At 57.7% G+C, this 26,492-nt stretch carries 21 protein-coding genes; 7 read left to right on the top strand and 14 right to left on the bottom strand.

Going from position 1 to position 26,492, the window contains the following annotated elements; genetic code table 11:
* Window positions 1-6 precede the first annotated feature (6 nt).
* The 3 genes from RDA78_RS20490 to RDA78_RS20500 all read left to right on the top strand — a co-directional run bounded on the left by RDA78_RS20490 (window position 7) and on the right by RDA78_RS20500 (window position 2,901).
* Complete coding sequence (locus RDA78_RS20490) at window positions 7-1,128, top strand: hypothetical protein (RefSeq protein ID WP_434051643.1); 1,122 nt, start codon at window positions 7-9, stop codon at window positions 1,126-1,128.
* Between the two features lie 99 nt (window positions 1,129-1,227).
* Window positions 1,228-2,175, top strand: a complete 948-nt coding sequence (locus tag RDA78_RS20495; protein WP_434051644.1) for a cation transporter — start codon at window positions 1,228-1,230, stop codon at window positions 2,173-2,175.
* 162 nt (window positions 2,176-2,337) lie between these two features.
* Complete coding sequence (locus RDA78_RS20500) at window positions 2,338-2,901, top strand: hypothetical protein (protein ID WP_434051645.1); 564 nt, start codon at window positions 2,338-2,340, stop codon at window positions 2,899-2,901.
* Between the two features lie 305 nt (window positions 2,902-3,206).
* Here RDA78_RS20500 and RDA78_RS20505 read toward each other — a convergent pair whose 3' ends face one another.
* Window positions 3,207-4,091 (bottom strand): LysR substrate-binding domain-containing protein, encoded by an 885-nt coding sequence (locus RDA78_RS20505; protein WP_434051646.1) that lies wholly within the window; start codon window positions 4,089-4,091, stop codon window positions 3,207-3,209.
* A 142-nt stretch (window positions 4,092-4,233) separates the two neighbouring features.
* Here RDA78_RS20505 and RDA78_RS20510 point away from each other — a divergent pair, with 142 nt between their 5' ends.
* Both RDA78_RS20510 and RDA78_RS20515 read left to right on the top strand, forming a co-directional pair.
* Window positions 4,234-4,983 (top strand): SDR family oxidoreductase, encoded by a 750-nt coding sequence (locus tag RDA78_RS20510; RefSeq protein ID WP_434051647.1) that lies wholly within the window; start codon window positions 4,234-4,236, stop codon window positions 4,981-4,983.
* Window positions 4,984-5,042: 59 nt separating this feature from the next.
* Window positions 5,043-5,681, top strand: coding sequence for a DUF938 domain-containing protein (locus tag RDA78_RS20515; RefSeq protein ID WP_434051648.1), 639 nt, complete (start codon window positions 5,043-5,045; stop codon window positions 5,679-5,681).
* Window positions 5,682-5,684: 3 nt separating this feature from the next.
* On the opposite strand, the gene RDA78_RS20520 is transcribed toward RDA78_RS20515, so the two are convergent.
* The gene (locus RDA78_RS20520; RefSeq protein WP_434051649.1) at window positions 5,685-6,329 is read right to left on the bottom strand and encodes a spermidine synthase; all 645 of its coding nucleotides are present in this window, start codon (window positions 6,327-6,329) and stop codon (window positions 5,685-5,687) included.
* Between the two features lie 280 nt (window positions 6,330-6,609).
* Here RDA78_RS20520 and RDA78_RS20525 point away from each other — a divergent pair, with 280 nt between their 5' ends.
* Complete coding sequence (locus RDA78_RS20525; RefSeq protein WP_434051650.1) at window positions 6,610-7,914, top strand: NAD(P)H-dependent oxidoreductase; 1,305 nt, start codon at window positions 6,610-6,612, stop codon at window positions 7,912-7,914.
* 141 nt (window positions 7,915-8,055) lie between these two features.
* Here RDA78_RS20525 and RDA78_RS20530 read toward each other — a convergent pair whose 3' ends face one another.
* On the bottom strand, window positions 8,056-9,381 hold the full coding sequence (locus RDA78_RS20530; protein WP_434051651.1) for an amidase: 1,326 nt from the start codon (window positions 9,379-9,381) through the stop codon (window positions 8,056-8,058).
* 78 nt (window positions 9,382-9,459) lie between these two features.
* On the opposite strand from RDA78_RS20530, the gene RDA78_RS20535 reads away from it, so the two are divergent.
* Window positions 9,460-10,131 (top strand): cyclic nucleotide-binding domain-containing protein, encoded by a 672-nt coding sequence (locus RDA78_RS20535; RefSeq protein ID WP_434051652.1) that lies wholly within the window; start codon window positions 9,460-9,462, stop codon window positions 10,129-10,131.
* A gap of 125 nt (window positions 10,132-10,256) precedes the next feature.
* Here the strand turns inward: RDA78_RS20535 and RDA78_RS20540 are convergent, their stop codons facing one another.
* The 11 genes from RDA78_RS20540 to mmsA form a co-directional block, all read right to left on the bottom strand.
* The gene (locus RDA78_RS20540) at window positions 10,257-11,825 is read right to left on the bottom strand and encodes an FHIPEP family type III secretion protein (RefSeq protein WP_434051653.1); all 1,569 of its coding nucleotides are present in this window, start codon (window positions 11,823-11,825) and stop codon (window positions 10,257-10,259) included.
* The gene (locus tag RDA78_RS20545) at window positions 11,822-15,034 is read right to left on the bottom strand and encodes an FHIPEP family type III secretion protein (RefSeq protein ID WP_434051654.1); all 3,213 of its coding nucleotides are present in this window, start codon (window positions 15,032-15,034) and stop codon (window positions 11,822-11,824) included. The genes RDA78_RS20540 and RDA78_RS20545 overlap by 4 nt, the downstream gene beginning before the upstream one ends.
* Window positions 15,022-16,590, bottom strand: a complete 1,569-nt coding sequence (locus RDA78_RS20550; protein ID WP_434051655.1) for a CHAT domain-containing protein — start codon at window positions 16,588-16,590, stop codon at window positions 15,022-15,024. Before RDA78_RS20550 ends, RDA78_RS20545 begins: the two co-directional genes overlap by 13 nt.
* A 9-nt stretch (window positions 16,591-16,599) precedes the next feature.
* On the bottom strand, window positions 16,600-17,667 hold the full coding sequence (locus RDA78_RS20555) for a hypothetical protein (RefSeq protein ID WP_434051656.1): 1,068 nt from the start codon (window positions 17,665-17,667) through the stop codon (window positions 16,600-16,602).
* A 72-nt stretch (window positions 17,668-17,739) separates the two neighbouring features.
* Complete coding sequence (locus RDA78_RS20560) at window positions 17,740-18,201, bottom strand: hypothetical protein (protein ID WP_434051657.1); 462 nt, start codon at window positions 18,199-18,201, stop codon at window positions 17,740-17,742.
* 440 nt (window positions 18,202-18,641) lie between these two features.
* A complete protein-coding gene (locus tag RDA78_RS20565) occupies window positions 18,642-19,631 on the bottom strand; it encodes a helix-turn-helix domain-containing protein (RefSeq protein WP_434051658.1) in 990 nt (329 codons plus the stop codon).
* A gap of 385 nt (window positions 19,632-20,016) precedes the next feature.
* A complete protein-coding gene (locus RDA78_RS20570) occupies window positions 20,017-20,940 on the bottom strand; it encodes a Gfo/Idh/MocA family protein (RefSeq protein WP_434051659.1) in 924 nt (307 codons plus the stop codon).
* Entirely contained in the window at window positions 20,940-22,682 is a 1,743-nt protein-coding gene (gene araD / locus RDA78_RS20575) for an L-arabinonate dehydratase (protein ID WP_434051660.1), read from the bottom strand. The genes RDA78_RS20570 and araD overlap by 1 nt, the downstream gene beginning before the upstream one ends.
* 4 nt (window positions 22,683-22,686) lie before the next feature.
* Window positions 22,687-23,682 (bottom strand): AraD1 family protein, encoded by a 996-nt coding sequence (gene araD1, locus RDA78_RS20580; protein ID WP_434051661.1) that lies wholly within the window; start codon window positions 23,680-23,682, stop codon window positions 22,687-22,689.
* Window positions 23,683-23,686: 4 nt separating this feature from the next.
* Window positions 23,687-24,940, bottom strand: a complete 1,254-nt coding sequence (gene mmsB, locus RDA78_RS20585; protein ID WP_434051662.1) for a multiple monosaccharide ABC transporter permease — start codon at window positions 24,938-24,940, stop codon at window positions 23,687-23,689.
* A 9-nt stretch (window positions 24,941-24,949) separates the two neighbouring features.
* Window positions 24,950-26,464 carry a multiple monosaccharide ABC transporter ATP-binding protein gene (mmsA, locus tag RDA78_RS20590; protein WP_434051663.1) on the bottom strand — a complete coding sequence of 505 codons (1,515 nt, stop codon included), beginning with the start codon at window positions 26,462-26,464 and terminating at the stop codon, window positions 24,950-24,952.
* Between the last annotated feature and the right edge of the window lie 28 nt (window positions 26,465-26,492).

Genomic DNA, 26,492 nt, shown 5'->3' on the forward strand with positions numbered 1-26,492 from the left:
GATACCTTGCACTACGTCGACATCCCGACCTATTCCGACATCAAGAAACTCGCGCGCAAGCGCAATCCGGTTTCCGTAAGCTTCACGCTCCGGACGACACCCGTGACGCAGGACGCCCAGCAGGACCGCACCAAATTTTCCAACCTGGCGCACGAGGCCGTTCAGGAGGTCAGCGATGGCCGATTGACGAAATCGGAGATCTCGGACCTTGAGGCAAATCTCGCCGACATTGTTGAGGATGACGACTTCTGGGGACGCCAGTACGAAAGCCTGGTCGTCTTTGCGACCCCGGAAAGCGTTCGCACCTACCGGCTGCCCAATCACCTGAACGACACAATTGAAATTTCGGACCGATTTCACCTGACGCCGCTTCTGCGCGCCGTCGCGTTCCCACACAACGCCGTTGCGCTCGTGCTCGGTCAAAATGATGTCCGTGTCATTGAGATCAACGGAGACCGACCGGCCGGTGAGATCAAGGTTTCGGGCATGCCGGACGATGCCGCGAGCGTCGCCGGAAAAAGCAGCATTCTCGGACGCGCACCCAAGGGACGTCTGCAGGGGAGCGAGGGGCAGAAGGTCCATCTTCTGGCCTATTCGAGGCGTGTCGATGCGGCCTTGCGGCCGCTTTTGGCGGGCCGGGACATTCCCCTGGTCCTGGTTGCCCACAAACCGATGCGCTCGATATTTCTGTCCGTCTGCAGTTACGATAACGTGCTGCACGGCCAGCCCGAGGGCGCTTCCGAAGAGAGCTCCGACGCTGACATTGCGTCTGCCTCGCGACAGCTCATCGACGCCCACTACGAAGACCAGCTGAAAAGCGTCCGGGAAACATACGCTGCCCGTGTCAACGACAGGCGTGCCAGCGACAGCGTGAGCGAAGCCGGTCGACTGGGAACATTCGGTGCCGTAGACACGCTTCTGGTCAACATGGAAACGGCTGTTCCGGGAACGATCGATGCGGTTACAGGCGAGGTTGCCTTCAGCGACTCGGCAGGACCTGACACCTACGATGTCCTCTCGGAGATCGCATCCCGCGTGATCCAGACGGGTGGCGACGTACTGAGTGTCCGGCAGAACGACCTGCCGGGATCTACGCCGCTGGCGGCGCTCTTGCGGTATCCGATCTAGTGCGGTGAATTTGAAGTTCGCATCATTGTTTCAGCAAACGGCGATGAGCTGCAAGGAAAAGCGCGGCAAGCAGGCTTCCTGCCCGGTCAGGACGCGTTGATGCAGGAGAAAACGCCAGACACCGCCCATGTAACCCACATGGTGCTTGAGAAAAGGGCCATGAACCTGACCAGGTGGGCCAATCTCGGAATGGGGCTTGCAGGGGCGGTTGCGGCCTGGCTGTCAAATTCTCAAGCGCTTCTCATAGACGGTCTGTTCTCTTTGATCGGTTACATCTCGGCTGTCTTTGCCATGCGCATCAGCCAGACCGCCCATCTTGGTCCGGACAGGCAGAGGCCATTCGGCTACGCGGCCGACGAGGCCCTCTGTGCAACGTTCCGGAGCCTGGCGCTCATCGGTCTCGTGATCTTCGGCATATCGCAAGCGATCCTTGGAATAAGCGATTATGTGCTCGGTGGAGACGTCGAAGCGATCCGCCTTGAACCTGTGGCGGTTTACACGGTGATCGTTGCAGCTGCCTGCTTCTGGCTTGCGGGTGTCCATCACAGTGCGTGGAAACGCACCGGACGGCGAAGCGACATGCTGAAGCTGGAAGCCCAGGCGTCGGTGTACGACAGTGTCATCACGGTCTTCGCAGGGGCGGGCCTGCTCTCAACTCCCTATTTGAAAGACACGTTGCTTGAGCCGATTGCGCCGGTGATGGATTCCGTCATGGTGCTGATCCTGTGCAGCATCGCCATCCTCAGTTACTTCCGGGCCTTCAGGAAGGGCATGGCACAGCTTGCGGGTGCTCCGGCTTCGCCTGCAGACCAACTGGCGGTGTGGCACGCGCTGCGGCGCGCGGTTGCGGATGAAGGCGGTGAGATTGTCGATCTTGCCGTGGTTCGCCTTGGGCGCAAGCTGGATACGGTGGTCTACTACAATCCGAACCGTGCCGTGACTGCGGATGAACTGGATCAACTGACCGGTACGATGGCCGATCAACTCACCCGTGATGTTGGCCCGAGCGCGGTCATGATCGTCGTGTCCAACAAGGGGCGCGATTGACAGACGAACGGTTATGCCGGTTTTGCCCGCGACCTCAGCTTTCCGGAGCGGTTTCCGCGGTGTGGTCGCAGTTTGGAACAGACAACGTCCACTAGGAAAGTCGTGTCTTTTGTGTTTGAAATTCTAGAAACTCAAAGGCACATCAGTTCTGTGGGGGCAACGGTGTTTCATATTGCTTCGGTTTTTGCAAAGCCTGTTCTCGAGAAGTTCGGTGTCACCGACGAGGCCAAAGAGCGGTTCGTGGCGCTGCAGAAGGCGGTAACCGGGGATGCCGGGACGGCCTGGATACCGCTGTCGCGTCCATCGGCCACTCTCGACTTCTCCACGCATCAGCAGACTGAATCCTCAACCTTCAACACTGGAGCCGTGGAAACGAAGGACGGCCCGGTCACCTGGTACGAATTCGTCTGGGATACCGACCAGCAGATCAAGGACTGTATCCTTCACAAGGTGTCGTGGCGCTTTTACAGCAACAAGCTGATTTGCCTTGAAGTCTGCGCCAGCAAGGACAACGAAGGCTTCGACGGCAGCGACCTCATCGGTCACAGGTTGGAACTTCGGGACAAGACAGGCTTCCTGGTCGGCATCTGGGCTGCCGCGTTTCTGATCGTGAAGGATACGAACCGGCGGAGCTTTCAAACCTCGGCGGAAGACGATCACAAGGTTCTGGATTTGCACATCGATACGCTCGCCGAAAAACAAACCGGGCTTTCGTTCCGGATCTAGCTTTCGAGGCTCCCGTTTCGAGCAAAAGCAACTGAGTGGATCGAACCGACGGAGGCGAGGACGGTTGCGACATGAAGTGTCGGTCCCGTTGCTGAAGAAGCCAGTTTATCCCCGGCTTGAAATCCGCGCCTTGGATCTTGTGGCGGCATGCCCGGGGGGGAGAGTGTTGGGTCAGGGACTTGCAAGGGGCGAAGCGAGCCCCGTCTGATTGTGGCGGATCGGTTAAAATGCAAGACGGTGACAAGTACGCGGTAAGTGCCTTGCATCCGATTTTTGCCGGTTGAAGCAGGCATCGTCCGGAGATGCTACAAGCCCAACGAGATCAACCAGTTCCTGAACCGGCGAATGGGCAGGCGATCCCGGTCCGTTTGCCTGCACACGAAATAGAGCGCCCGGTCCAATGTCGTCGTGGAGTTGTCCAGACGGACAAGCCTTCCGGCTTCCAGATCATCTTCCACGAGCCGCCGCCTTGCGAGAGCAACTCCCTGGCCATCGCACGCGGCAGCGATGAGCACAGCGGAATCTGCAAATCTGACAGCTGGAATCGCAATGTCGGCCGGGTTAAGGCCATGGCCTGTGGCCCACCGGTCCCAACCTGAATTGAACTCGTCATTCAATAGCGGCAGCGAGGAAACGGCCTCTGGCGGCAATGGCAATTCAGAGCTTGCCACGAGCTTCGGCGCGGCAACCACAATCAATTCTTCGCTGGCAATGAGTTCGTGGTGCAGATCTCCCCAATCCGGCGTACCGTATCTCAAGGCGACGTCAATCTGGCTGGAGTGCAGGTCGACGATTTCGTCATTGGTATCGAGGAACACGGACAGACCGGGGTGCATTGACCGGAACGAAGCGAGCCTGGGAACAAGCCACTTGGTCGCCAGCGAGGCGGACAGTGACAGGGTGATAGAGCGGGTATCTTCGATACGGCTGACGTCACGAATTCCGTCGCTGAGTGAGGCAAATGCCCTCTGAGTTGCCTGATGGAGCCGCTCTCCGTTCCCGGTCTTTTCCACGCCGTTCGGCTGCCGATGGAACAGTGAAACACCCAGATACTCTTCAAGCAGCTTGATTTGGCGGCTGACGGCGCCGTGCGTGACCCCGAGTTCAGACGCGGCCTTGCTTAAACTGGAGAGAGTGGCGGCGGTGTCGAACGCCTGCAGGGCACGCAAGTGCCGGACGTGCTGTTTCATGGGTGTGATTTTTCTTCATATTGCTGTGTGAAAAACTCGCTTTTGACCTCAATTTTATACACATATTTTTGTCTGCCTGTCCAGAAAACTCATATCAGTCGCAGTGCGCTTATCGCTCTGCCGGACAATCAGGAGAGCAGATATGCCGCCATTAAAGGTTGCGATCATGACCGGCGCAGGTCAGGGAATCGGCAAAGGGTGCGCAATCGAGATGGCGAAAGCCGGCTACAAGGTCTCGCTCATGTCACCGTCGAACAGATCAAGAGATCTCGCGGAGGACCTCGGTGGCATCGGCCGCAGCGGGTCGGTTCTCAATACGGGTGACTTGCAGGCGCTGGTTGAGGAGACCATGGCTACTTATGGCCGCATCGACGCCGTTGTCAGCAACATGGGGCATGGTGGCGGCGTGCCTGAAGCGATCAAGACGGTCGGCTTCGACCCGCACTATGACGGTCCCCTGCTTGAGTTGTCCGATGAGCTTTGGCACGAGAGCCTAGACATGTACGTGCTGAACGTTGTGAAGCTGGCTCGGCTGGTCACTCCGATCATGATCGATCAGGGCGGGGGATCGTTTGTGAACATCTCTTCCATGAACGCGGTAGAGCCGCGTGCGCCATATCCAATGAGCATGCTGCGCGGCGCGCTGCACAGCTTTGCGAAGCTCTTTGGAGACCGCTACGCCCGTTACAACATCAACATGAACAATCTGATGCCCGGCTTTTGCGAAAATGTGAACCTGTCAGAGTTCGCCCGTACATCGATCCCGGCGCAAAGACCTGCTTCATTTTCAGAAATCGGTCAAACCTGTGTCTTTCTGGTATCCGATGGAGCTCGGTACATCAACGGCCAAAGCGTCTTGTCGGACGGAGGGATGAACCGTGCGGTCCGGTGAACCACCCGTGCTGACTTTCGAGGCTGGACGCACCCGTCTTCAGCTGGCATCGTCGCAGCATGGCCAGACATATCATTCAACAGGCGAACGAAGCTCCCGACGGACGGCGGACGGCACCGGCCGCCTTGCGCAACGCTGCTCCCCTGATAGAGGCGCTGCGGCACCGATTGCCCGCGGAGGGGCGGGTTCTGGAAGTGGCGAGCGGTACGGGCCAGCACGCGACAGCGTTTGCGGAGGCGTTTCCCGCGCTGGACTGGGTCCCTTCCGATGTCGACCCTGGCCAGCGGGAGAGCATTGCCGCCTGGAGGCGGGAGAGCGGCCTGCAGAATTTTGCCGAACCGCTTGCCCTTGATATCGCGGCGCCGTGGCCGGTAACGAACGGGTTCGCGCAGGCGGTCCTGACCGTCAATCTTCTTCATCTGGTGCCGGATACTTTTGTTTCCCGGCTCTTTGAAAACGCGCGTGAGACGTTGAGTGACAACGGCCGCGTGATTGTTTATGGACCGTTTTTGCGCGGGTTTGATTATGCCTCGGAGGGCGACCGTTCCTTTGATGTGTCCTTGCGCGCCCGGGACCCTGCAATCGGGTACAAATCGGTCGAGGCCGTTTCCGAGCTTGCTGTTGAGGCCGGGTTCACGCCGGTCGCAAATGACTCGATGCCGGCGAACAATCTTCTCCTGAGTTTCGCGATCCCATGACGATCAGATTTTGCGTCCCAGGTAGACGGCCTGGGTGACTTCGCGCCCGTCCTGCAATGGGTTTTCGAACACCACGGGTTCCGCCCATGCCTCGCCAAAGGCACTGGCCAGCAGCGACGTGATGGCGTCATCCGGCGCTTCATCCGACCAAAGTCCGACGATCCCGCCGGGTTTGAGGAAGCGCTGCACGGCGCCAAGCGCTTCGGTTGTGTAGAACCCTTGCGATCCGCCATGGAGAAGCCGTTCCGGTGTATGGTCGATGTCGATCAGGATCGCGTCATACCGGCGACCGCGACATTCCGCGTCAAACCCCTCCTGCGAGGTTGCCAATGTAAAGAAGTCTCCCTGGACAAGTCTGCATTTCGGATTGTCCGCGAGCGCTGTTTTCATCGGCACCAGTCCCTCCCGGTGCCAGCGGATCACGGGTTCCAGAAGATCGACCACGTCAAGCGCGTGAACGCGTTCATCCGCCAGCACGGCGCTGGCCGTGTATCCCAGTCCAAGGCCGCCAACCAGCACATCCAGGCGATCGCCTTTCAGAGCGGCCATCCCCTTGTCAGCCAGAGCGATTTCGGACGCAGTGAAAAGGCTCGACATCAGGTGCTCATCCCCGAGCAGGATTTCGAAGACATCGGTCTGCAGCGACAATATGTGTCTCCGCCGCAGCGAAATCGCACCGATTGGGGTTGGAGCGTAGTCAAGTTCTTCAAACAGTCTGCTCATCCGTGCAGCGTGGCAGGTAAGGCGCGCAAAGGGAAGGGCAGACTTCGACCAAAACCTGGCCCCGTTCGGGTCCAACCACGCGGCAGATCTGAAGACGTGCTTGCGCGTGTCGGTAAATGCCGAGTTGACATCGGTTTCGCAAATTATGAATTGTGGTTCAAAGACCGGGTTGGCTTTGTACCAAAACAGGCAAAAGGGGCGGAACATGTTCGTTTATCAGGAGTTACTCGCACGGGCGGCAGCGGAAAAACCGGTGAGGGTGGGCTTGATCGGAGCCGGCAAGTTCGGGTCGATGTTTTTGAGCCAGGTCCCGAGCACGCCCGGCTTGACGGTCTCAGCGATCGCGGATTTACGTCCCGGCAATGCCCGCAAGGCCTGCGCGGAAGTCGGTTGGTCCGAGGATCTGATCAGCGCCGTGACCTTCACCGACGATGCCACGGCCATGGTGGCGCGGGACGATGTGGATGTCATCGTTGAAGCCACCGGAAGCCCCGCCGCGGGTCTCACTCATGCCCGAGAGGCCATCCGGCAAGGCCGGCACGTCGTCATGGTCAATGTCGAGGCGGATGTACTGGCCGGAGCACTTCTGGCCGAAGAGGCGCGTAAGGCTGGAGTGGTTTACTCAATGGCCTATGGTGACCAGCCTGCGCTGACCTGCGAGATGGTGGAATGGGCCCGGTCCTGCGGTTTTACCGTCGTCGCCGCAGGCAAGGGTACAAAATACCTGCCAAGCTACCATGCCTCGACGCCCGATACGGTCTGGGATCACTATGGCCTGACCCCTGAACAGGCTGCCGAGGCCGGCATGAACGCCCAAATGTTCAACAGTTTCCTCGACGGTACCAAGTCGGCGCTCGAAATGGCTGCGATCGCCAATGCGACGGGCCTGACACCACCGGCAGACGGGCTGCTGTTTCCACCTGCCGGGATGGATGACCTGGCTCATGTTCTTCGGCCCATCGCGGATGGCGGTCAGCTTGCGGGCAAGGGCATGGTGGAAGTCGTTTCTTCCATGGAAAGGGATGGCCGTCCGGTTTGCCGCGACCTGCGCTGGGGCGTCTATGTCGTCATTGAAGCGCCAAATCCTTACGCAGCCGCCTGTTTCCGGCAGTATGGCATGAACACCGACGCCACCGGACGTTACTCGGCGATGTACAAGCCCTTTCACCTGATCGGACTGGAATTGAACGTCTCGATCCTGTCTGCGGCATTGCTCGGAAAGCCAACCGGTTCAACGTTGTCCTTCGATGGGGATGTCGCCGCAACCGCCAAGCGCAGCCTGGTGGAAGGAGAGATACTGGACGGGGAGGGTGGGTCAACGGTCTGGGGCAAGCTGTTGCCGGCCAAAACCTCGCTCGATTTTGGCGCGTTGCCCATCGGTCTGGCTCACGGGGTGAAACTGAAAAACAACGTCGCCGCAGGCCAGATCGTCACCTGGGGCGACGTAGACATCGATGAAACCGCCGCCGCCATCAGGATCCGCCGCGAGATGGAACAGCGGTTCGGGTAACCTGGTCTTCTCAGCCGTGCGAGTTCCGCGGTCAGTCGTGAGCAGAGCCGCAAAGATGTTTCTGTCGGCCTGGAGTTTTGCGTGTTCGTCTGTCATGCGAGCGTTTGGCGGATGACCGCACAGGCAATGCAATAGCTGGCTTCAGACGGGAGGACGCAGTTCATGCCAGTGCGTGCGGTGCTGAAATTCGGTGGCGAGTTCGAGCAGTGATGCGTCCATGAAGTGGCGAGCGACGATTTGCAAACCAATCGGCAAGCCGTCCTTCGTCTGCCCGCAGGGCAAACTGATCGCCGGGTTTCCGGTCAGATTGAAGCCGCAGGTAAACGGGATTAGGCTTCCCAACTCTTGTGTCGGATCAAAATTCGTCAAGGACATCGCCGGACGTGGTGTGGTCGGCGTGAGCAGAAACCGGGTACCGGCGGCGGAAAAGGCAGCGGACAACTCTTGCCGCAGCTTTGAGCGTGTTCTCACGGCTTGCATCAAGCGGTCTGCCGGGAGCGCCAGCCCTGTTTCAATCATGTCTGCGACCGTGGACGCAAAAAGGTCTCTGCGGTTCTTGACCAATTGCGCGTTGGCGCATGACAGTTCCACGGAAAAGAGCGTGACAATTGCATCAACCGCCTCAGGCAGAGTTGGCACCTCGATTTCGACAATGTCGGCACCGGTCTGGCGAAACACATCGCAAGCGTTCGAGAAGGCGGTTTCGATTTCCGAATCGAGCGGATTGACGTCCGACAGGGCTTGAAGAGTATCTTTGCCAAGAACAGCAATGCGCCCCGTTTGTTGAGGTTCTACTGCCCGATCGGGGCGTGCTTGCAGCGTCGCTTTGTCCCAAGGATCGGGAGGCGTCAGAAGCGGAAGCACCTGAGCGATCTCGGCCGCTGACCTTGCAATAATTCCGACATGATCAATCGATGGGGCCGATGCCTCACGCATCACGCCATGCGAACTGATCAACCCCCAGGTTGGCTTTAGTCCAGTTGTTCCCGTCATCGCCGCCGGGATGCGCACAGAGCCGGCGGCATCGGTACCAAGGGCGAAGCGCGCTGAACCCACAGCGACCGAGACGCCGGCTCCGGCACTTGATCCACCTGGATAGCAGTCAAGGTTCCACGGATTGCGCGTGGGTGGTTGATCAAGACCGCAGGTCAACTCGTGTGCGATTTGTGTACCGACAAGTGTTCCTCCCGCAGCTCGCAGCCGCGCCACGACCGAAGCGTCTTGTGTTGCGATGCGATCCTGGTAGGCGCGCGAGCCTCCCGCAGTGACAACACCTTGCACGTCGAACACTTCTTTCACTGCGAATGGCCAACCGAAAATTGGCGATAGGGTCGGTTCCAGATCCGCGCTGTTGGCTTCGGATCGGGCCTCCTGCGTCAGCAGATACCTGTAGGCGTGGACCTCGTCTTCGGTTCGGGCGGCCGCGTCGAGGGCGTGCGCTAACTGGATGCTGGCAGTCTCCGACATGGCTTTTCCCCGTCTATCGCTGGGTCGTCCCGTCGATTAGATTAAACCTACAATGCTCATTTGAAAAAGGGCTAAGTGATGGCCGGGCTTGATGTTTTGGTGAACGTTGCGAATGTCATTTATTTGCTTTCCTATTCCGTCCGCGACATTTTCTGGTTGAGAATCCTGACCGTGCTCGGGATTTCGTTGCTGATGCCCTATTACTACTTTCAAAGCTCACCGCTTTGGGCTCCCATTGGCTGGAATACCTTCTTCTTCTGCATCAACCTTTTCTGGATCGCCCGTCTGTTGGCCGAGAGGCGACCGGCCCCGTTCACGGCAGAGGAGCGGCATCTTTACGCAATTGCGCTGCAGAACCTTTCTGAACGGGATGCCTTCAAGTTCCTTCGAATGGCAGAGCGAAAATCCGTTCCCGCCGGCACCGTGCTGGTGACGCAAGGCAGTTCAGTTGACGAACTGTGTCTTATTGTCGAAGGCGAGGCCGTGGTTGAGGAGGGCTCCAGCCGCGTTGACAGCCTCACAGAAGGCAATTTCGTTGGCGCGGTCGCGCTCCTCAGCCAAAAGAGTGATTTCTCTGCGCCTGTCACGGTGACGGCATCGACTTCGACAACGATGCTGACATGGAGCTTTGCGAAATTGACCGCAGAGTTCTCGCGCAATTCTGACCTGCAGATAGCGATGGAAGCCAGCCTGGGTATGGAAGTCTCCAGATGGTTGCACACAACCCGCCAAATGCTGTTGCGTGCGTGAGACCAAAAGCCCGTCAAGCATTCCAAATTTGCTTTCTGTGATCAGTCTTTTCACTGAACAGTTCTGAACGACGAGGGCTGGTGCTGCGGGGTGCGTCCACAAAGACACATCTCATGCCACCTTGCTTAGCTTATTCTCGCCAAGGGCTGAATATTCATCGTTGGTTGCAACTCGGAATAGGACAAGACTGCCAGACGCGGATATTCGTGTTCGATCAGCAGGCGCAGGTGTTTTCGGACTTCCGTCGTCGTCAGCACGACGGGCTGTACCATGCTCGCATCCGATTCCTGCACCGTTTCGCGGAAAGCAGAGAGGACGGCCTCTTCGGTGTGTTCAGACGCGGCAGAAGTCGCTGCCGGATCCAGAAAAACTTCAAATTCCGGGTCAACGAGGTAGACCAACAGCGTGTTTTGCCCGCGCGTGTATTTATGTGAGATATAAGCCCGCTGAGCAGCGCGCATCATCTCACCGATTGCTTCCGCATTTCGATCGCTTTCGCCATCTCCATTGGCCACCGGCAGCAGGCTGCCGACCTGCGGACCGAAAACTATGTGCTCTCTCTGGCTGACTGTCGTGGTTCCCTGAATCTCCAGCATTGCCTCCAGCAGACCACGAAGATTTCGAATGGAGATCTCCTCCGTCAACAGCGCACGCAAGGCCTGTGTGACAGTAATCGTGTCAAAACGGTCCCGTACCGCATGAATGAGGTCGGGGAAAGCGTTCTGCAGCCGTTCCAGCATGAAGGTGACAATGTCGGTCGTGCAAAACGCTGCGGCGTTTCCGCGAAGTTCCGAGCTCGTGTGCAGGATCAGGTGACCTGCGAAGGTCCATGTCGTCAAGCCAAGTTCTTCTTCGCAGCGCTTCGCCTCGTTCGCATTCACGATACTGGCATCTGACAGGTTGACCGGGTTGAGGGTGCTGCTGGCGTCTATACCGAGAAGGTTCAGGCGATCCGCTGTGTCATTGACCAAAAACTGACCAGCCTCCAGACCTTGAAGGGCCGGTGTCGAAATGTCGTTCAGCCCGATCCGGAACGCGCTCCCGGAGAGGTCGCGCGCCAATTCAAGCCGCCCTCCGAAATGCATGCCAAGTTCCCAGAACAGCCCTTCGGACATCATCTTCAGGAGCGCTCCGAAATCCTGATTTCCGTCATCAACGGGCAAATACGCCCCGCTTTGCGGATCGACAAGCTGGTCATACGTGTGTTGCGAGACAAGAATGCGGATGTCCGGTGCCTCAGCCGCGGTCAGGGCTGTCTCCAGCCAGCTTGCAGGGTCAGCGGCAAAGGCCTCTGTTTGGACACTTTGCAGGTGCGAGATCGATCTCCCGGCGCGCACGCACTCCCGCAGCACTTTGTGAAACTTGTGAAAGTCCGTCTCATTCCCAACCAGGCCGAACTGCGCATAAACCGCTCTGGCAACATCGTCGGTCACAAGACACACACGGTTACGAAACAGCGCGGTCGATACGACCGACACATCCTGTGCATCCGGGACAGGTGGCGCAATTTTGGTCCCGTCAACGACAATCATGCCGGCGGGCTCCGTCGGTGCGACGCTGATTTCCGGGAGCGCAGGCAATGCGAGACGTTCGCACAAGTCCCAAACATAGCGGGCTGCCTCTTCGGTTTCTGCAGGATCCAAAACCCCCGAACCGAAAATGATTGAAACGGGTACAGCCGCGCCCGGTGTCATGTCTGCGCCTCCCTTATCCGAAGGTCCCGGCGTGGTGTCGCCGCAAGCTCGGAGCCGATCTCACGCTGTGCCAGAATGTGTAAATTCGGGAACTCCAAAGAGAAAAGCTTGCGGGCCAGCGGCCTGAGTTCCGGGTCGCGCAGTACCAAAGCGGCATCGCTCACATCGAGCATTGCGTTCCTGACGGCTGACAAAAGGTCCTGACAGTCTTCGGGGAGCAGGGCGAGTTGCGCCTGTGAACCGTCTCGGTGCAATGCGGCTTTGAACATCTCTTCGAACGCCTGATCGGCCTCGAGCAAAACCAGTTCGGTACTGGGTGAAATCAGGCGGCTTCTCACTTCCGGAAGCATCCGGAACTCTTCCGCGATCGTGCTCAACGGGACGCCGCGGTTATGCAGATCCATAAAGCAGTCGCAGATTGCCTGAAGCGCCACAATTGGCACGCGCTCGTCAACCAAAGCGCGCAACAGGGCGGTCAGCTTTGACAAGAGCCTCGGATCTTCCCTTATCTGAAGGGCTGAGTCAGAGGAAAGTTCGTGGAGCAGCCATGCGGTTTCCTGATGTCCCAGGAAGACTTTGAGATTTTGCTCAATCACCTGGCGCAGATGCCGTGCCGGATAGTCCAGGAAGTTCCACAGTGGTTCCTGTCCGGCCAGAGAAGGTTGCCATTCGCTTTCGGAGACAAAGCTGCCTTCCTGACCGGTTAACGGGTCCAAGGACGGCACGGGAGAGAGACCGGCTTCTTGTAACCGGGAGGCCGGGATCGGGGTGAACCGCATTCCCTTCGTAATCGTCCCCATGACGATCGGTACTTCTTCGATCATGAAGAGATACGAACCGGCCGGCATATCAGTGTCGTTTCCGCGTACGCGTACGCCTGGAAGGACAACGCCGAATTGTTCGCGGATTTTGTCCCGAAGGTCTGTGACCAGTTGTGCGAATTCCGACGCAAGTTCTCCCGATTGCCCTTCGAAATAGGGGACCAGGTCGCTTGCGACCTCCATCGCGATGGGCGTGACCGCGGGAATGGTTTCTGCCGTTGAACCAAAGTCGCGGACCATCTCGCGCAGTCTCGACAGACGTTCCACATTGCGACCGATTTCATCATCATCCGGAGACAACTCGCTTGCGCGCCGCATTGCGCCTTCGGCCCGTTCCAGCCGCTCCAGCGGGTCAGGCCAATCTGTCGCTTTTTCGTAGGCGTCGGCCAGATTCGTGCGCAAGACAACGTTGTCCGGAGCCAGCGCAACAGCTTCTTCATAAAGCGGGACTGCATCGGTGAAGCGGTTTGCTCCGAATAGGGAATTGGCTTCCGCGTTGCGCAGCAGCGCCATTTCCCAGCGAAATCGCGCGTTTTTCTGCACCGAGGGCGGCGCTGACGAAAGCAGATTGCGACCGGCTTCCCATGCCTTGAAGTGTCCAATCGCAACAGCTTCGGCTGCGTAGAACTGTGCATTCTTCGGATCGCGTGCGCGCGCCTGGGCATAAAATGACAGGGCATCATCGCGCGCGCCCGCCACCTTGGCGATATCGCCGCGTTTGCACAGATAGTGCGCGCGATAACTTTCGCCTGCGGCGTCAAGCAGCCCCTCCGTGAAGTCGTGTGCGTGCTGCGCTTCGTCGCGCGCGACGTCATCAATCACGCGATCGATCGTTTCCAAAACAACGATATCGGTCGGATGGTCCGCAATCAGTGCGAGCAGTATTTCTTTCACCTGACCATCTTGGCCTTGCTGCCACCGGGCATGTGCTGCCTTGGTGCGAAACTGACCAGCATACTGTGAAACCGATATTGCCCCCTCTTCGTACCACTTTTCAGCTTGGACAAAGTCTTTCTGGGCTTCTGCAATCCAGCCAAGGCCAAAAAAAGCGTTCGCGTCCGGTGGATCGAAGGTCAACAGATGCTCGAAAACGGTGCGGGCGGCGTCCGTTTCGTTGGATGAAAGCAGCGCGGAAGCCTTAAACCTGTATCCCAGCGGGTTCCGGGGATGTGCTGCAATTGCACGCGCATACCATTCATGTGCCTCCGGCAAGCGTTGCGCACGTTCGAAAGCATGTCCTGCCTCAACATAGATCTGGGCGGCGTAGGCAGGCTCCGCCACCGCGCCCCGCTCCGTTAAGTCAACGACATGTTCAAGGCTGTCTGCTTCGTTCTGCCTGGCAGCAAGCCGAACCAGCATCTGATAGGGGTTCGAATCTCCAGGCCGGACCCGTATCGCTTCCTGGTATGCCTCTTCTGCCTCACCGGGTATGCCCGCTTCAAAGGCGCAGTCTCCCAAGAGCACATAGGCATTGACGTGATCTTCCTGCGCCGCAATCGCGCGGCGTGCAAGAGCCTCAGCTCCTTCAAAATCGTTGGCGTCAAGCTTTTGCCGACCCAACCCGCAGAGCACGTCCGGATTGTCTGGTGCAAGTGCTTGAGCTTCTTCGAAGAGGCTTTCATCGTCCCTTCTGTGCTCAAAGTGATATTGCTTTATGGTCGCCGCAGCGATGAGCAACTCCGCTCTTCGGTCTTCGGGCAGGGTGCCGAGCCGCCCCAGTCTCAGATAAATGGGGAAGCTCTCCGCCCACCGATAGTGTTGCGCAAAAGGAATACACCGACGCAAAATGTCGAATGTTTCGGTGTCTTCAATTGAGAACCGGCTGCTTCGCTCGGTGAGTGCCACCGCAAGGTCCAGCCTCCAATGCGTCAATGCCTCAGCGATGCTCTGCAAAAGCCAATGAGATGCGCCCGCGTCTTCCTGTTCAAAAAGGCGCTGAGCGTGCGCGCAATCAGCCTCGATGACCTGTGCCACAAATTGTGCTCTCAAGGCGGCCAGCACGCCGTGATGAGAGGCCCCGAAAGAAGCAGTGACACTGTCGTCCAACGACTTCCATAATTCGAATGGTCGCCGGCTTTCACGGCGTTCGTCCCGCAAGTGTTCAAGCGTGGCTGCAACCATTGCCATGTCCGCTCCGGCCAAGGCAGCATCGTGGTAGGCTTCGGCCAGCATCACATCTGTCATTGGCCGCTGCGAGGAGCGTGTAGCGGATCGGTCCGTCTTTGCTTCACGCGCGCCAGGATCTTGGGCGCCTTGCATCTCCAGCAGCGCCCGGAGTTCCTTTGTGAGCCGGTTCCGGTCCGCAGGACTAAGCGCAATGGTTTCCACCAACGCAGCAAAGCCCTGCGTCACTTTCTCGACCGACCGTTCGTCTATTACCTGCGCCATGGCCCGCTCGGAGGTTCGGTTGAAGAAGGGGTCGACGGCTGCGCGGGCTTGGTTGGCTGGCGCACGCCGATCATGCTGTTTCCTGTCTGGTAGCCGGCGCGATCCGTTGTTGCGCGCTCAGCAGAGGATCTTGCAGTTTCAACGCTTGCGTTTTTCGATGGTTCGCGTGGATTTGTGTTGCTCTGGCTCACTGCCCGTGCGGGGGGAAACGAAGTGAAGTGATACGAACCTTGCATTGAAAACGAAGTGTCAACATAGCCACTCAGGGAACCGACAAAGGACTGTGCCGGCGAGCGTTCGCCGGGCGCTGGTGAACGGTCGCCTGGTCTTGAGGGCTCTCGCCTATGGTCGATAGGCGCCGGTGCTTTGCGCTTTGTTTCAGGAAATGGCAAAAACCGCTGCTCAGGCACGTCGGAAAAATTGTGGAGGTAGACCACCGGGCAGCCAAAGGTGATGTCCCCGAATGAAAGGAAGCGGCGGATCTCCACACGACCATGCTGAACCGCTTCGTCAATCGGCCGCTCGCGAACCGTGTCGTAGAATTTTGTCGCAAAGCTTTGCGCGACCTGATTGCCGGTCTTGAACTGCATCGCGATCACGGCCGGTATTCCATTATATGCCAGCCGCAGCGCAACACCGCTGAGAACGTCGGTGGTATCCGCATGCGCGCCCTTGCACGCCTGCAAGAAAACAAGGTTCGGTTTCCAATCGCCGAAGCAATCGGCAACGTCCGTTTCTTCCGTCCAGTCGACGAGATGTTGTTCCCCCTCATCTATGAATCCCAAAGAGCCGACTTTGTTTTCAAATTTGCCGTGACCTATGAAGTGAACGATGTGTGGTCGCCATTTCATCGCCTTGTCGAATTGGCGGAAGGTCGGTACGCCGTAGATGCCGTTCCCGTCGCAAGTGTCGCACGACCGGGCAAAAGATCGGCTCTCACCCAAGCAATCAGGGCAGATTTCGGGAAGTGTCTTGAGTTTGATCTTGTCGGGGGCTTCCTTCTCGAACTCCGATAGTTTCGAAAGCACTTCGTTGGTGTCGACCGCGTTGGCATTGTCCGGCTCCGACACCACAACGAGGATCCGTAATTCCTCATCATCGGATGCAGGAGTGTCGGCCACGAGTTTCGGGACGTTGCGCGACAAGGTGAGCTTGGTGTCTGACGCCAGAAAGGTGCCCGCAGTGCCGCGATGCAGGTCATCCGGCAGATAGAGGTATTCCCAGGGCCACGTGGCAAGTTCCCGTGCCTTGTTCTCGAACGACAAGACAACGCGAAGCGGGTTCGCCGTGTTGCCATCTGCGCGGAATGCCTCAAGAAATTCCTCTTCGATTTTGTCGCTGAAGAGGACGCGATACAGGTAGGAGCCGATCAGCTTGACCTCATCGCGCTGGCGGATACTGCCGTCCGCAAACCAGCGCGTGAGCACCTCGATCGTCTGCCGGGTCAACCGGTCAAGATTGATCGGAGCCCTCTGTGGTCCTTTCTTGTAGGCGTACAGAAGGCTGCTTTCGTCCTCCACGGTGATCCGAAACTCTGGTTGGCGCGACTGCGACATGGTCAACCGCTACAGATCGAGGATTTTCAGAGAGGCGTCGCGAAGCTTGTCCATCTGATCTGCTTCGGCCTCCGCATCGTCAAGATTTGAAATGGCGCGTGCGTGCTCATGGACTTTGACCATCCTTTCCATGTAACCGGTCGACAAATTCATGGCGTGATCTTCGATCAGATCAGGGCTGAGCAGCATCGTCTGATACAAGCTCGCCATATTGGCTTTGGCGCTTTTGAAGTTCTTGACACGCGGGATGGCGGCTTCCTTGATGACCCTGTCCCAGACCTCCGCGAATGGCAGCATGTTAACGTCGCTTCGCTCCGGCCGTGCAGTCAGGCTGGTCAGAACGTAGTCGGCGTCCCGGAAAGGTTGCGCCGTCTCGAGCGAAGGGCCGTGCATCAACGAATCGTCTTTCACCCAAAGCTCGTACCGGTCGAGTTCCGCTCGATCCATGTCGACAAACACGAAATAACCGGGCTTAAGCGTGTCTCCGGCGTCCGGGTCGAACTCCATCCGATGGCCAAGGATCGGCTGACTGTCCTCGCTCGCCGACAGGGTTTCCATACCGTCCAGAACGGCGCCCGCAATTTTTGTGTACACACTCAGCGAAGTCGCGAAGTCAAGGGATCCTGCAAGGTTCTCAACCATGTTCAGAAGGCCGCGCGCGTAGTTATTCTCCGTCACTCGATACAGAATAAGCGTGACTGTCAGCCTGCCACCGCGATAGGGACTGACACCAGCAACACGCGTATTCTTGAAGACAACGTTCTTGGTGGACGGATCGATTGCCGACTTGATCGTGTTTGGGCCAAGCACGAACGGAATCGCGACCTCTTCCCGGTCATACTGGAACTCCGTTCCGACATAGACCATCGGGTAGAACGTCTTGAACCACTGCCTCTTGTTGGCGAGGAACATTTCGTTGACCCGCACCTGAAAATAGCACTTGTCCTTGGCAAGTGTGGGGCCAAGCTTGTCCGGGTTGTCGATGCGTTCATTGGGAATTTCAAGTCGACTGGGCAGTCGGGCGGGCGTGCTTGCAAGCCACTTGAAGACACTCTGGCTTCGCTCAATGAGTTTCATAACAACTCCCCCACGCAGAACCGACTAAGGCAACCATATTCAACGAAACAAAGCAAAATAAAAGCCATCCAACTAGGGATGGAATGACTTCAAAAGTTCCATGAGCGTGGTGTCGAGTTCGTCGACACGATAGGCATCCACCGTAATCACGATCTGGGTCATGGTGTCATCGTCCACGCGAAACACATGCCGCTGCGCAAGTTGAACGGTGGCCGTCGCAGGGAACGTCAGCGCAACGGACTCTCCTTGGCCGCCATCATGAAACTCCACGCTTTCCTGGCCAAGCAGTTTGAACTGGGGAATCTCGCGCGCGCTGCTCTTCAGAAAATCCCGGAGCGCTTCAGCGGGGTTGGTGTTGGCGGCTGCGTGCCGACTGATCACCAGATTGGCGCGAGGCGGCGACGCCGGCGGCGGCAGCTTTGGATCAACAAGCGCTTTGTCCTCGGGCTCCAACAGGGTCACTTGGGTGCGCACTTCCCAGGTTTCAGGCACATCCAACGTGCCCGTCGATAGCTTAAATGTATCGTTTGACAATTAACGCGCCTCCATTGTCTCACGCCATTCGCCTCAATCTACAATAGCGCCCGGTTGGAAACCGGCAAGATCGGATGCATATGCAGAGGAGACCCCGCTAAATCGGTATCATATACGGGTCCGTACCCTGGACGGTTCCCTTGAACAGCACATCGATGACCCTTCGGAAAGTCGCCGACCATAGCGCGATGCACGACGTCATCGCACTGTGGGCGGCACGGAGCATTTCTGTACCGGTCGCGCTTCCGAGCGGATGGTTGGGAACAACCATGCCAATCGACCTGAGGCCGGTTGATTTTCGCATTAAAAGGGGAGGGAACGTGACATTAAAAACCCATTTGCCGGATGTGAGCAGGCAGAATATCTGCAGACACGCTTGCTTGGCAAAGAAACACATCCGGCTTCCTGGCATTCACAGGCTTGCAGGTAATCTCAGGCTGTCAGCCTGCGACCCTCATTCGTGTTTCTGAAGGCCGCTCTCCGAACTGTTTGAGGTAATAATTGGAAAACCGGCTCCAGTCCCAAAAGCCGTCTTCGGAGGCAATGTCGCCAATGCTGTCCTTCAGACGGCTGCGGTCGAGTAGTTTCTGTCGTGTTCTTTTCAGGCGCAGCGCCCGAAAGTAGCGCATGGGCGCAAGCCCCACGTTTCGCGAAAACATGTTTTCGATCGTGCGTTTGGACACGGTCTTGCTCGGTGTGAGATCGAAAATGTTCAAGTCGGCGTCGCTCAATTTCTCCAACATGTTGGCCCGCATTTGCCAGAACGTCTCGAAAGAGGGGGGCCTTTTGATCACATTCTCGTATCGGCGCCTCAGAAACTCCAGCGAAAGGGCAGTTGCAACACCCGTTACCGCGAACGTTCCAACCGCCTCATGGATGCGTGCCGCGTTCGCTGAAAGCGAGCATTCCATCAGATGCCGCAAGTCATCGCGCAGTCGTTCCGCCAGCCAGTGCGATTGGATGAACTCACCGCGACTTTCGAGCCTGACAAGCCAGTCTGCAGCCTCGGGCAACAACGCTTCGGAGGAGAGCAGCTCCTTCGGATTCACGGCAATCACACCAATTGTTCCATGGGCCGCGAACATTGTGTGGATCGATGAGCGTGGTGGCATAACAAGGACGGTACTTGCGTCACGCCGCACCCCGTAGGTCGATATCTCTTGACGCTGCTCCAATACAAGACTGAATGAAAACACATTTTTCGCTACATGAGTTTCCCACTCGATATCTTGAGAACTGCTCTCGCTTAGGAAGGTGACCCCACCCATCTTCCCTTTCAAGATTTTTCCCGAATATCCGCCAGTGCTCAACTGGGTGCGCCGGTGATCGCCCGGATGAAGTTCGGAGGCCTGATCGATATCATGAACAGTTTTTACGTCAATGAACTGAGATCTGGTCACCTGGTCATTTGGTGGAAACCAATAACTCACTTTACGCCACCCTCATTGATACGTAAAAGTTAGTAGATTGAATTATAATGCAGGAACCTTTCACCAACCTTTCACCTACCTGATATTTCAAAATGCAAAACAAAAGCCATGTTTTATTTGAACTCCAGATGTGGAGTCCAAGAAGTTTGTTCACTCAAGATGAGTTCCTGAGGCTGGTTGGTGACCAAACACAATCAGTTTCTGGACCGGTGGAATGAACAACCCAAACAAGAATGCCTGCGCCTGTTTTTTCGGTCGAGACCAATGCGTTGAGCGCTGTTACAATGGAGAGAATGCTCAGGCTATTGCGGCGACGTTCGCAATTACCGCGCGTACGGTTTGCAGATCGCTGAAGCGGTTTAGGCAGCTTTTTAGGTGTGTAAAATCAATAGTGGAAGGGTGACGTCACAACCCTGCGGCCAAGAGCAAAGGCATCACACACATGGATGAATGGGGAGAGGTCCATGTCGCTGGTTCGTAGGCGGACCAATTCGGACATTCTGGCATAAAGGTTCGAGTATTCGTTGTCGGATCCTTCCCTGATCAGTTCGCCGTCGATTTCGAGTTTGCTCCCACCCAGAGACAGTCGTGCGTTTGCGTTGGTGGTTTCAATCTCGATGTCCCATGTCTGCGGACCTTGCTGGCGCCAGTCGAAGACGGCTGAGACGTCAGCGCCCTCTGGGTCGGTGAACCTGAGTTCGGCGGAGATCGGAGTTGCCCGGTTGTCCGGAAATTCCAGCGTGGCGTCCCGGACGTGAACGGCATGGGGCAGGATCTCGGTCATAATCGACAGCGCGTTGATCCCTGGGTCGAACACGCCCATGCCGCCCGGTTCCCAGATCCATTCCTGTCCGGGATGCCAATGCTGGACGTCCTCCTTCCAGATAATCCGGAGGCGTTTGAGTTCACGGGCCGCAAGCCAGGATTTCAGATCCGGCACGCAGTCGGCAAAGCGTGAGTGCCAGGTTGCAAAAATCGTCACTCCCATTTCTTCAGCGAGGCTTTTGAGTGCAAAGCATTCCGCAAGGCTCTGTCCGGGAGGTTTTTCGAGCATAACGTTTCTGCCCGCCTTGAGAGCCGCTTCTGCGTAGGCGAAGCGCGGTTGCGGCGGGATTGCGAGCGAAATCGTTGAAATGTCAGGCCGTTCGTCCAACAGAGACTGAAGCTCTGTGTAAGATGGGATCCCGTCGACCGAGGCATGACGGCTGACGGTGGCCTCGAGCGCCCAGTCTGGATTGGCGGATATTGCCGGGATATGCTGGTCCCGGGCAATCTTGCCGATGCCGACCAGCGCGAGTTTTTCAGCCATCAGTGTGAATCCTTCGGAACTGCCGAGCCGCGGCAGCCTATCAGAAAATCAAAATCAGCACCCGTGTCCGCGCCTTGTACGTGATCATGAAAGAGGCGGGCATATCCGCTTTCCGGGACAACGTGATGGGGTTTCCACGCATCCAGCCGCCGCTGCAGTTCCTCGTCGGAAACCTCCAGATGCAGCCTTCGGTTTGGCACATCCAGTTCAATGAAATCTCCGGAGCGCACGACGGCCAACGGTCCGCCGGCCGCAGCTTCCGGCGCCGTGTGCAGGACGACTGTTCCATACGCCGTGCCGGACATTCGGGCATCGGAAACACGGATCATGTCCGTGATGCCCTTGCGCAGAACCTTTGGCGGCAGGCCCATGTTACCAACTTCCGACAATCCCGGATAACCCTTGGGGCCACAGTTCTTGAGAACCATGATACAGGTCTCGTCAATGTCGAGATCCTCGTCGTTGATCTTCGACTTGTAGTCATCGATATCTTCAAAAACGACTGCCCGCCCGCGATGCTTCAGGAGATGCGGCGATGCAGCCGAGGGCTTGAGCACCGCGCCGTCCGGCGAGAGGTTGCCTTTCAGAACTGCGATACCACCCTGGCTCGTCAGGGCTCTTTGTGCTGGAAGGATGACTTCTTCGTTCCAGTTTCTGACATCCTTGACCTCGTCCCAGATTGTTTCGCCGGATACCGTGATCGCATCCCCGTTGAGCAACCCGGCTTCGCCAAGGCGCTTGATCACGACGGGCAGACCACCTGCATAGAAGAATTCTTCCATCAGGTATTTGCCGGACGGCATCAGATCGACGATTGTCGGAATGTCGCGTCCCAACCGGTCCCAGTCGTCAAGCGTGAGATCAATGCCGATGCGTCCGGCGATTGCGAGCAGATGAATGACGGCGTTTGTCGACCCGCCGATTGCACCGTTGGTCCGGATCGCGTTCTCGAAAGCCTCTCTCGTCAGGATGTCCGATGGCTTCAGATCGTCCTTGACCATCTGCACGATCCGGCGGCCGCTTAAATGCGCCATCACCCGGCGCCGGCTGTCGACGGCAGGAATGGCGGCATTGCCGGAAAGGGCAATGCCAAGCGCCTCGGCCATCGACGCCATGGTGGACGCTGTGCCCATGGTGTTGCAGCTGCCGGGTGACCGGCTCATGGAAACCTCGGCTTCCAGAAATTCTTCCCGGTTCATTTCGCCTGCCTTGACAGCTTCGGAAAACTTCCACAGATGCGTTCCGGAGCCGACCCGTTCACCCTGAAACCAGCCATTCAGCATCGGACCACCGGAGACGACGATTGCTGGCAGGTTGACGGATGCCGCCCCCATGAGCAGGGAAGGCGTTGTCTTGTCGCATCCGACTAGAAGAACAACGCCGTCCAGCGGGTTGCCGCGAATGGCCTCCTCGACGTCCATGCTGGCCAAGTTCCGGAACATCATGGCTGTCGGCCGCAGAGTGCTTTCACCCGTAGAGAAAACCGGAAACTCGACGGGAAATCCGCCCGCCTCGTAGATGCCGTGTTTGACGCGCTCGGCGAGATCGCGCAGGTGCGCATTGCACGGGGTCAGTTGCGACCAGGTGTTGCAAATGCCGATGACCGGACGGCCGTCAAAAAGATCGTCGGGCAATCCCTGGTTCTTCATCCAGCTGCGATGATAGATATTGTCCCGGCTGGTGCCGCCGAACCATTCCGCAGATCTCAGTTTCCGGGGCCAATTTGCCGCTTGGAAAGCCATTGCCTCAAAGCACCCTGACCGCTGTCATGACGTTGTCCTTTGCGTCGAAGGCAAGCCGGTTCTTCAAGGGGACGCCGAAACCGCCTGCTGCAATCTCGACAACATCGCCGTCCTTGCAGGAAACACCGTCGGCGAAGGAGAGGGTCGCCGTTCCGAACATGTGCACATGCACGTCGCCGGGCTGACAGAACAGGCCGTATTTGAAATGATGATGCTCCAGATTGGCCAGCGTATGAGACATGTTGCTTTCACCCGACAAGAACGGCTTTTCCCACAAGACAGTGCCGTCGCGGATGATCCGGCTGGTGCCTTCAACGTGTTCGGGCAGGTCGCCGACGCGCAGTTCCGGCCCGAATGACGCCGGGCGCAGCTTTGAGTGGGCCAGATACAGATAGTTCTGCCGCTCCATCACGTGATCGGAAAACTCGTTTGCGAGCGCAAAACCGACGCGGTTCGGTGTTCCGTCAGGTCCGATGACATAAATTCCCGCGATTTCCGGTTCTTCGCCGCCATCGTTGCAAAACCCGGGGCTGACCAGGTCGCCTCCGGGCGCGACAGCGCTGGTGCCGTTCCCTTTGTAGAACCACTCCGGTTGAATTCCGGCGTGGCCATTTTCCGGTTTTCCATTCTCCAATCCCATGCGGAACATTTTCATGGAGTCCGTGAGTTGGGTCTCGTCGGTTTCCGCCTTGGTGTGCATGGCATCGCGTGTCGCCGCCGATCCCAGATGGGTGAGACCTGTTCCCGTGAGGTGCATATGCGCCGGGTCCGGGTGGTGAAGCGGCAAGAGCAGACGGCCCTCTGCTGCAAGCTTTTCAAGGTCCACGGCGGGACCCAGCTCGTGGGCTCTTATGCGCTCGGCGAGGCTCTGACCTCTCCTGATCGCGTCCATGACGAGTTGATAGGTCGAGGAAACTCCTTTGAGAACGCCCGCTTCGCTGCCATTGCGCACGACGACGGCGGTGTTTCCCCGCGCGTCCAGGATCTGGGAGAGCAACATGTGACTATCCTTGCTTGTTCTTGTTGTAGACGTCGAAAATTACGGCTGCTAGCAGGACCAGTCCCTTGATCATCTGCTGGTAGTCGATGCCGATGCCCATGATGGACATCCCATTGTTCAGGACGCCCATCAGGAATGCGCCGACAACCGCGCCGATTATGGTGCCGACGCCGCCGGACATGGACGCACCGCCGATAAAGACCGCCGCGATGACGTCCAGTTCCAATGCAAATCCGGCTTTCGGAGTCGCGGTGTTCAGGCGGGCCGCGAAAACCAGACCTGCCGCAGCTGCCAGAACGCCCATGTTGGTGAATGCCAGGAAAGTCAGCCGCTCCGTCTTGATACCCGAAAGCTTGGCGGCCTTCTCGTTGCCGCCGAGCGCATAGATGCGGCGGCCGACCGTGGTGGATTCCGTGATGAAGGCATAGATGATCGTCAAGACGCCCATCGTGATCAGAACATTGGGCAATCCACGGAACAGCGACAGCTTGTACATCACGAAGATGAGCGCGGCCGCAACGATGACGTTCCGGGCTATGAAGAAGAGTTTCGGCTCGTCTTCAATGCCGTAAAGCCGGTTTTGCGCCCGTTGACGCAGGCCGATCCAGACGATCATCGCCGCTGCCGCAACACCGGTGAAAAGCGCCAGCATGTTGACGTGCTTGACACGCCGCATCTCGAGCATGCCGGCCAGGGAGTCGCCCCAGCTCACCGGAAAGATGTCCGGCACGAACCCGGTCGCGAGTATCTGGAACTCCTTCGGGAAGGGGCCAACCGACTGGCCTTCCAGCAGCCAGAGAGACAGCCCTCTGAACACGAGCATGCCGGCGAGGGTGACAATGAAGGACGGGATCTTCCAGTATGCGACCCAGTAGCCTTGCGCGGCGCCGATCAGGCCACCGACAACGAGACATACCATGATCGTCAGCGGAACCGACTGGTCCATGTTGACGATCATGACAGCGGCCAGCGCCCCGATGAAGCCCATGACCGAACCGACCGAAAGATCTATGTTGCCGGACACAATGACGATCAGCATGCCGAGCGCCATGATGATGATGTAGGAATTCTGCAGCAGCAGGTTGGTGACGTTGACCGCACGCAGCAACGTGCCATCGGTGACGATCTGGAAAAAGGCCATCACCGCAATGAGTGCAAACAGCAGCCCATACTGCCGCAGGTGTGAAGAAAGGTACTGACCGATGCTCTTGGTTTTCGCCTTGGAGGCCGGATTGGTATCGCTTTGCGCCAGGTCCATATTGAAACTCTATTCGTTGACTATGAGCGACATGATGCGCTCCTGGCTTGCATCTGCGGCGTTCAGTTCACCGACGAGCGCGCCTTCGTTCATGACGTAAATCCGGTCGCACATCCCAAGCAGCTCCGGCATTTCGGAAGAGATCATGACGACACCTTTGCCCTGGTCCGCCAGATCATTGATGATGGTGTAGATCTCGTATTTCGCGCCCACGTCGATGCCCCTGGTCGGTTCATCGAGGATTAGGACCTCGGGCTCGGTAAACAGCCACTTGGCGAGCACGACCTTCTGCTGGTTCCCGCCGGACAGGTTCATGGTCTTCTGGAAGACCGACGGTGTGCGGATTGCCAGGGCCTGCCTGAACCGTTCAGCGACCCGGGTTTCCTCGTTCTTCTTCAAGACAGAGCCGGAGGAGACGTCGTCGAGATTCGCAAGAGTGGTGTTGAAGCGGATGCTCTCGTCAAGCACCAGACCAAGCGACTTGCGATCTTCCGTCACATAGGAAATGCCCGCATGGATCGCCTTGTCGACGGTGCCGACATCGATTTCGTTGTCGTTCAGCCTCACTGAGCCCGAGATGTTCCGGCCGTAGGAGCGACCAAAAATGGACATGGCGAGCTCGGTCCGTCCGGACCCCATGAGACCGGCGATGCCGACAACCTCGCCGGAACGAACCGCAAATGAGGCGTTGCGGATGATCTGGCGCCCGGAATGTTCGGGATGCCAGACATTCCAGTTTTCGACTTCCAGCAAGACTTTACCCGGATTGCGCCGATGCTCCGGAAAGCGGTGTGTCATGTCCCGGCCAACCATGTCCCGGACAATCGCGTCCTCGCTCAATCCTGCCTTGGCATCGAGCCGTGAGACGGTCATGCCATCGCGAATGACGGTGACGGTATCCGCTACGTAGCGGACCTCGTTCAGCTTGTGCGAGATAATGATACTGGTGACGCCTTGCGCCTTGAGTTCCAGCATCAGGTCCAGGAGCTTGCGGCTGTCGTTTTCCTGAAGCGCGGCCGTGGGTTCATCCAGGATCAGCAGCTTGACGTCCTTGGACAGCGCCTTGGCGATCTCAACGAGTTGCTGCTTTCCGACCCCGATATTGTCCACCAGAGTGGAAGGCGCTTCGGCCAGTCCGACCTTCGCAAGAAGGTCTTCCGTTCTGCGATTGGTCTCCCTCCAGTCGATCACACCGCTCGTGGCACGCTCATTGCCGAGAAAAATGTTCTCGGCGATGGAAAGCTGGGGCACGAGCGCCAGTTCCTGATGAATGATGATGATCCCCCGGCGCTCGCTGTCCGATATGCCGTTGAAGCGTGCCGGCGTGCCGTCAAACAGTATGTCGCCGTCGTAGTGTCCGTGCGGATAGACACCGGAGAGGATTTTCATGAGGGTCGATTTGCCAGCGCCGTTTTCGCCGACTACCGCGTGGATTTCACCTTGCTGCACATCCAGATTGACCTGATCGAGCGCTCTGACACCGGGAAAGGTCTTGCTGATGTTCTGCATGGACAGGAGTGCCATCTACTCCGATCTCCATAATTCCAAAAAC

Source organism: Roseibium sp., assembly GCF_051016195.1.
In the GTDB taxonomy this organism is placed as follows: Bacteria; Pseudomonadota; Alphaproteobacteria; order Rhizobiales; family Stappiaceae; genus Roseibium.

Excerpts from the sequence above, each read along its gene's own strand:
- RDA78_RS20495 (WP_434051644.1), top strand. The coding sequence starts at position 1,228 with ATGCAGGAGAAAACGCCAGACACCGCCCATGTAACCCACATGGTGCTT.
- RDA78_RS20505 (WP_434051646.1), bottom strand. The coding sequence starts at position 4,091 with ATGAAACAGCACGTCCGGCACTTGCGTGCCCTGCAGGCGTTCGACACC.
- RDA78_RS20510 (WP_434051647.1), top strand. The coding sequence starts at position 4,234 with ATGCCGCCATTAAAGGTTGCGATCATGACCGGCGCAGGTCAGGGAATC.
- RDA78_RS20515 (WP_434051648.1), top strand. The coding sequence starts at position 5,043 with ATGGCCAGACATATCATTCAACAGGCGAACGAAGCTCCCGACGGACGG.
- RDA78_RS20525 (WP_434051650.1), top strand. The coding sequence starts at position 6,610 with ATGTTCGTTTATCAGGAGTTACTCGCACGGGCGGCAGCGGAAAAACCG.
- RDA78_RS20530 (WP_434051651.1), bottom strand. The coding sequence starts at position 9,381 with ATGTCGGAGACTGCCAGCATCCAGTTAGCGCACGCCCTCGACGCGGCC.
- RDA78_RS20535 (WP_434051652.1), top strand. The coding sequence starts at position 9,460 with ATGGCCGGGCTTGATGTTTTGGTGAACGTTGCGAATGTCATTTATTTG.
- RDA78_RS20540 (WP_434051653.1), bottom strand. The coding sequence starts at position 11,825 with ATGACACCGGGCGCGGCTGTACCCGTTTCAATCATTTTCGGTTCGGGG.
- RDA78_RS20545 (WP_434051654.1), bottom strand. The coding sequence starts at position 15,034 with ATGGCGCAGGTAATAGACGAACGGTCGGTCGAGAAAGTGACGCAGGGC.
- RDA78_RS20550 (WP_434051655.1), bottom strand. The coding sequence starts at position 16,590 with ATGTCGCAGTCGCGCCAACCAGAGTTTCGGATCACCGTGGAGGACGAA.
- RDA78_RS20555 (WP_434051656.1), bottom strand. The coding sequence starts at position 17,667 with ATGAAACTCATTGAGCGAAGCCAGAGTGTCTTCAAGTGGCTTGCAAGC.
- RDA78_RS20570 (WP_434051659.1), bottom strand. The coding sequence starts at position 20,940 with ATGGCTGAAAAACTCGCGCTGGTCGGCATCGGCAAGATTGCCCGGGAC.
- araD (WP_434051660.1), bottom strand. The coding sequence starts at position 22,682 with ATGGCTTTCCAAGCGGCAAATTGGCCCCGGAAACTGAGATCTGCGGAA.
- araD1 (WP_434051661.1), bottom strand. The coding sequence starts at position 23,682 with ATGTTGCTCTCCCAGATCCTGGACGCGCGGGGAAACACCGCCGTCGTC.
- mmsB (WP_434051662.1), bottom strand. The coding sequence starts at position 24,940 with ATGGACCTGGCGCAAAGCGATACCAATCCGGCCTCCAAGGCGAAAACC.
- mmsA (WP_434051663.1), bottom strand. The coding sequence starts at position 26,464 with ATGGCACTCCTGTCCATGCAGAACATCAGCAAGACCTTTCCCGGTGTC.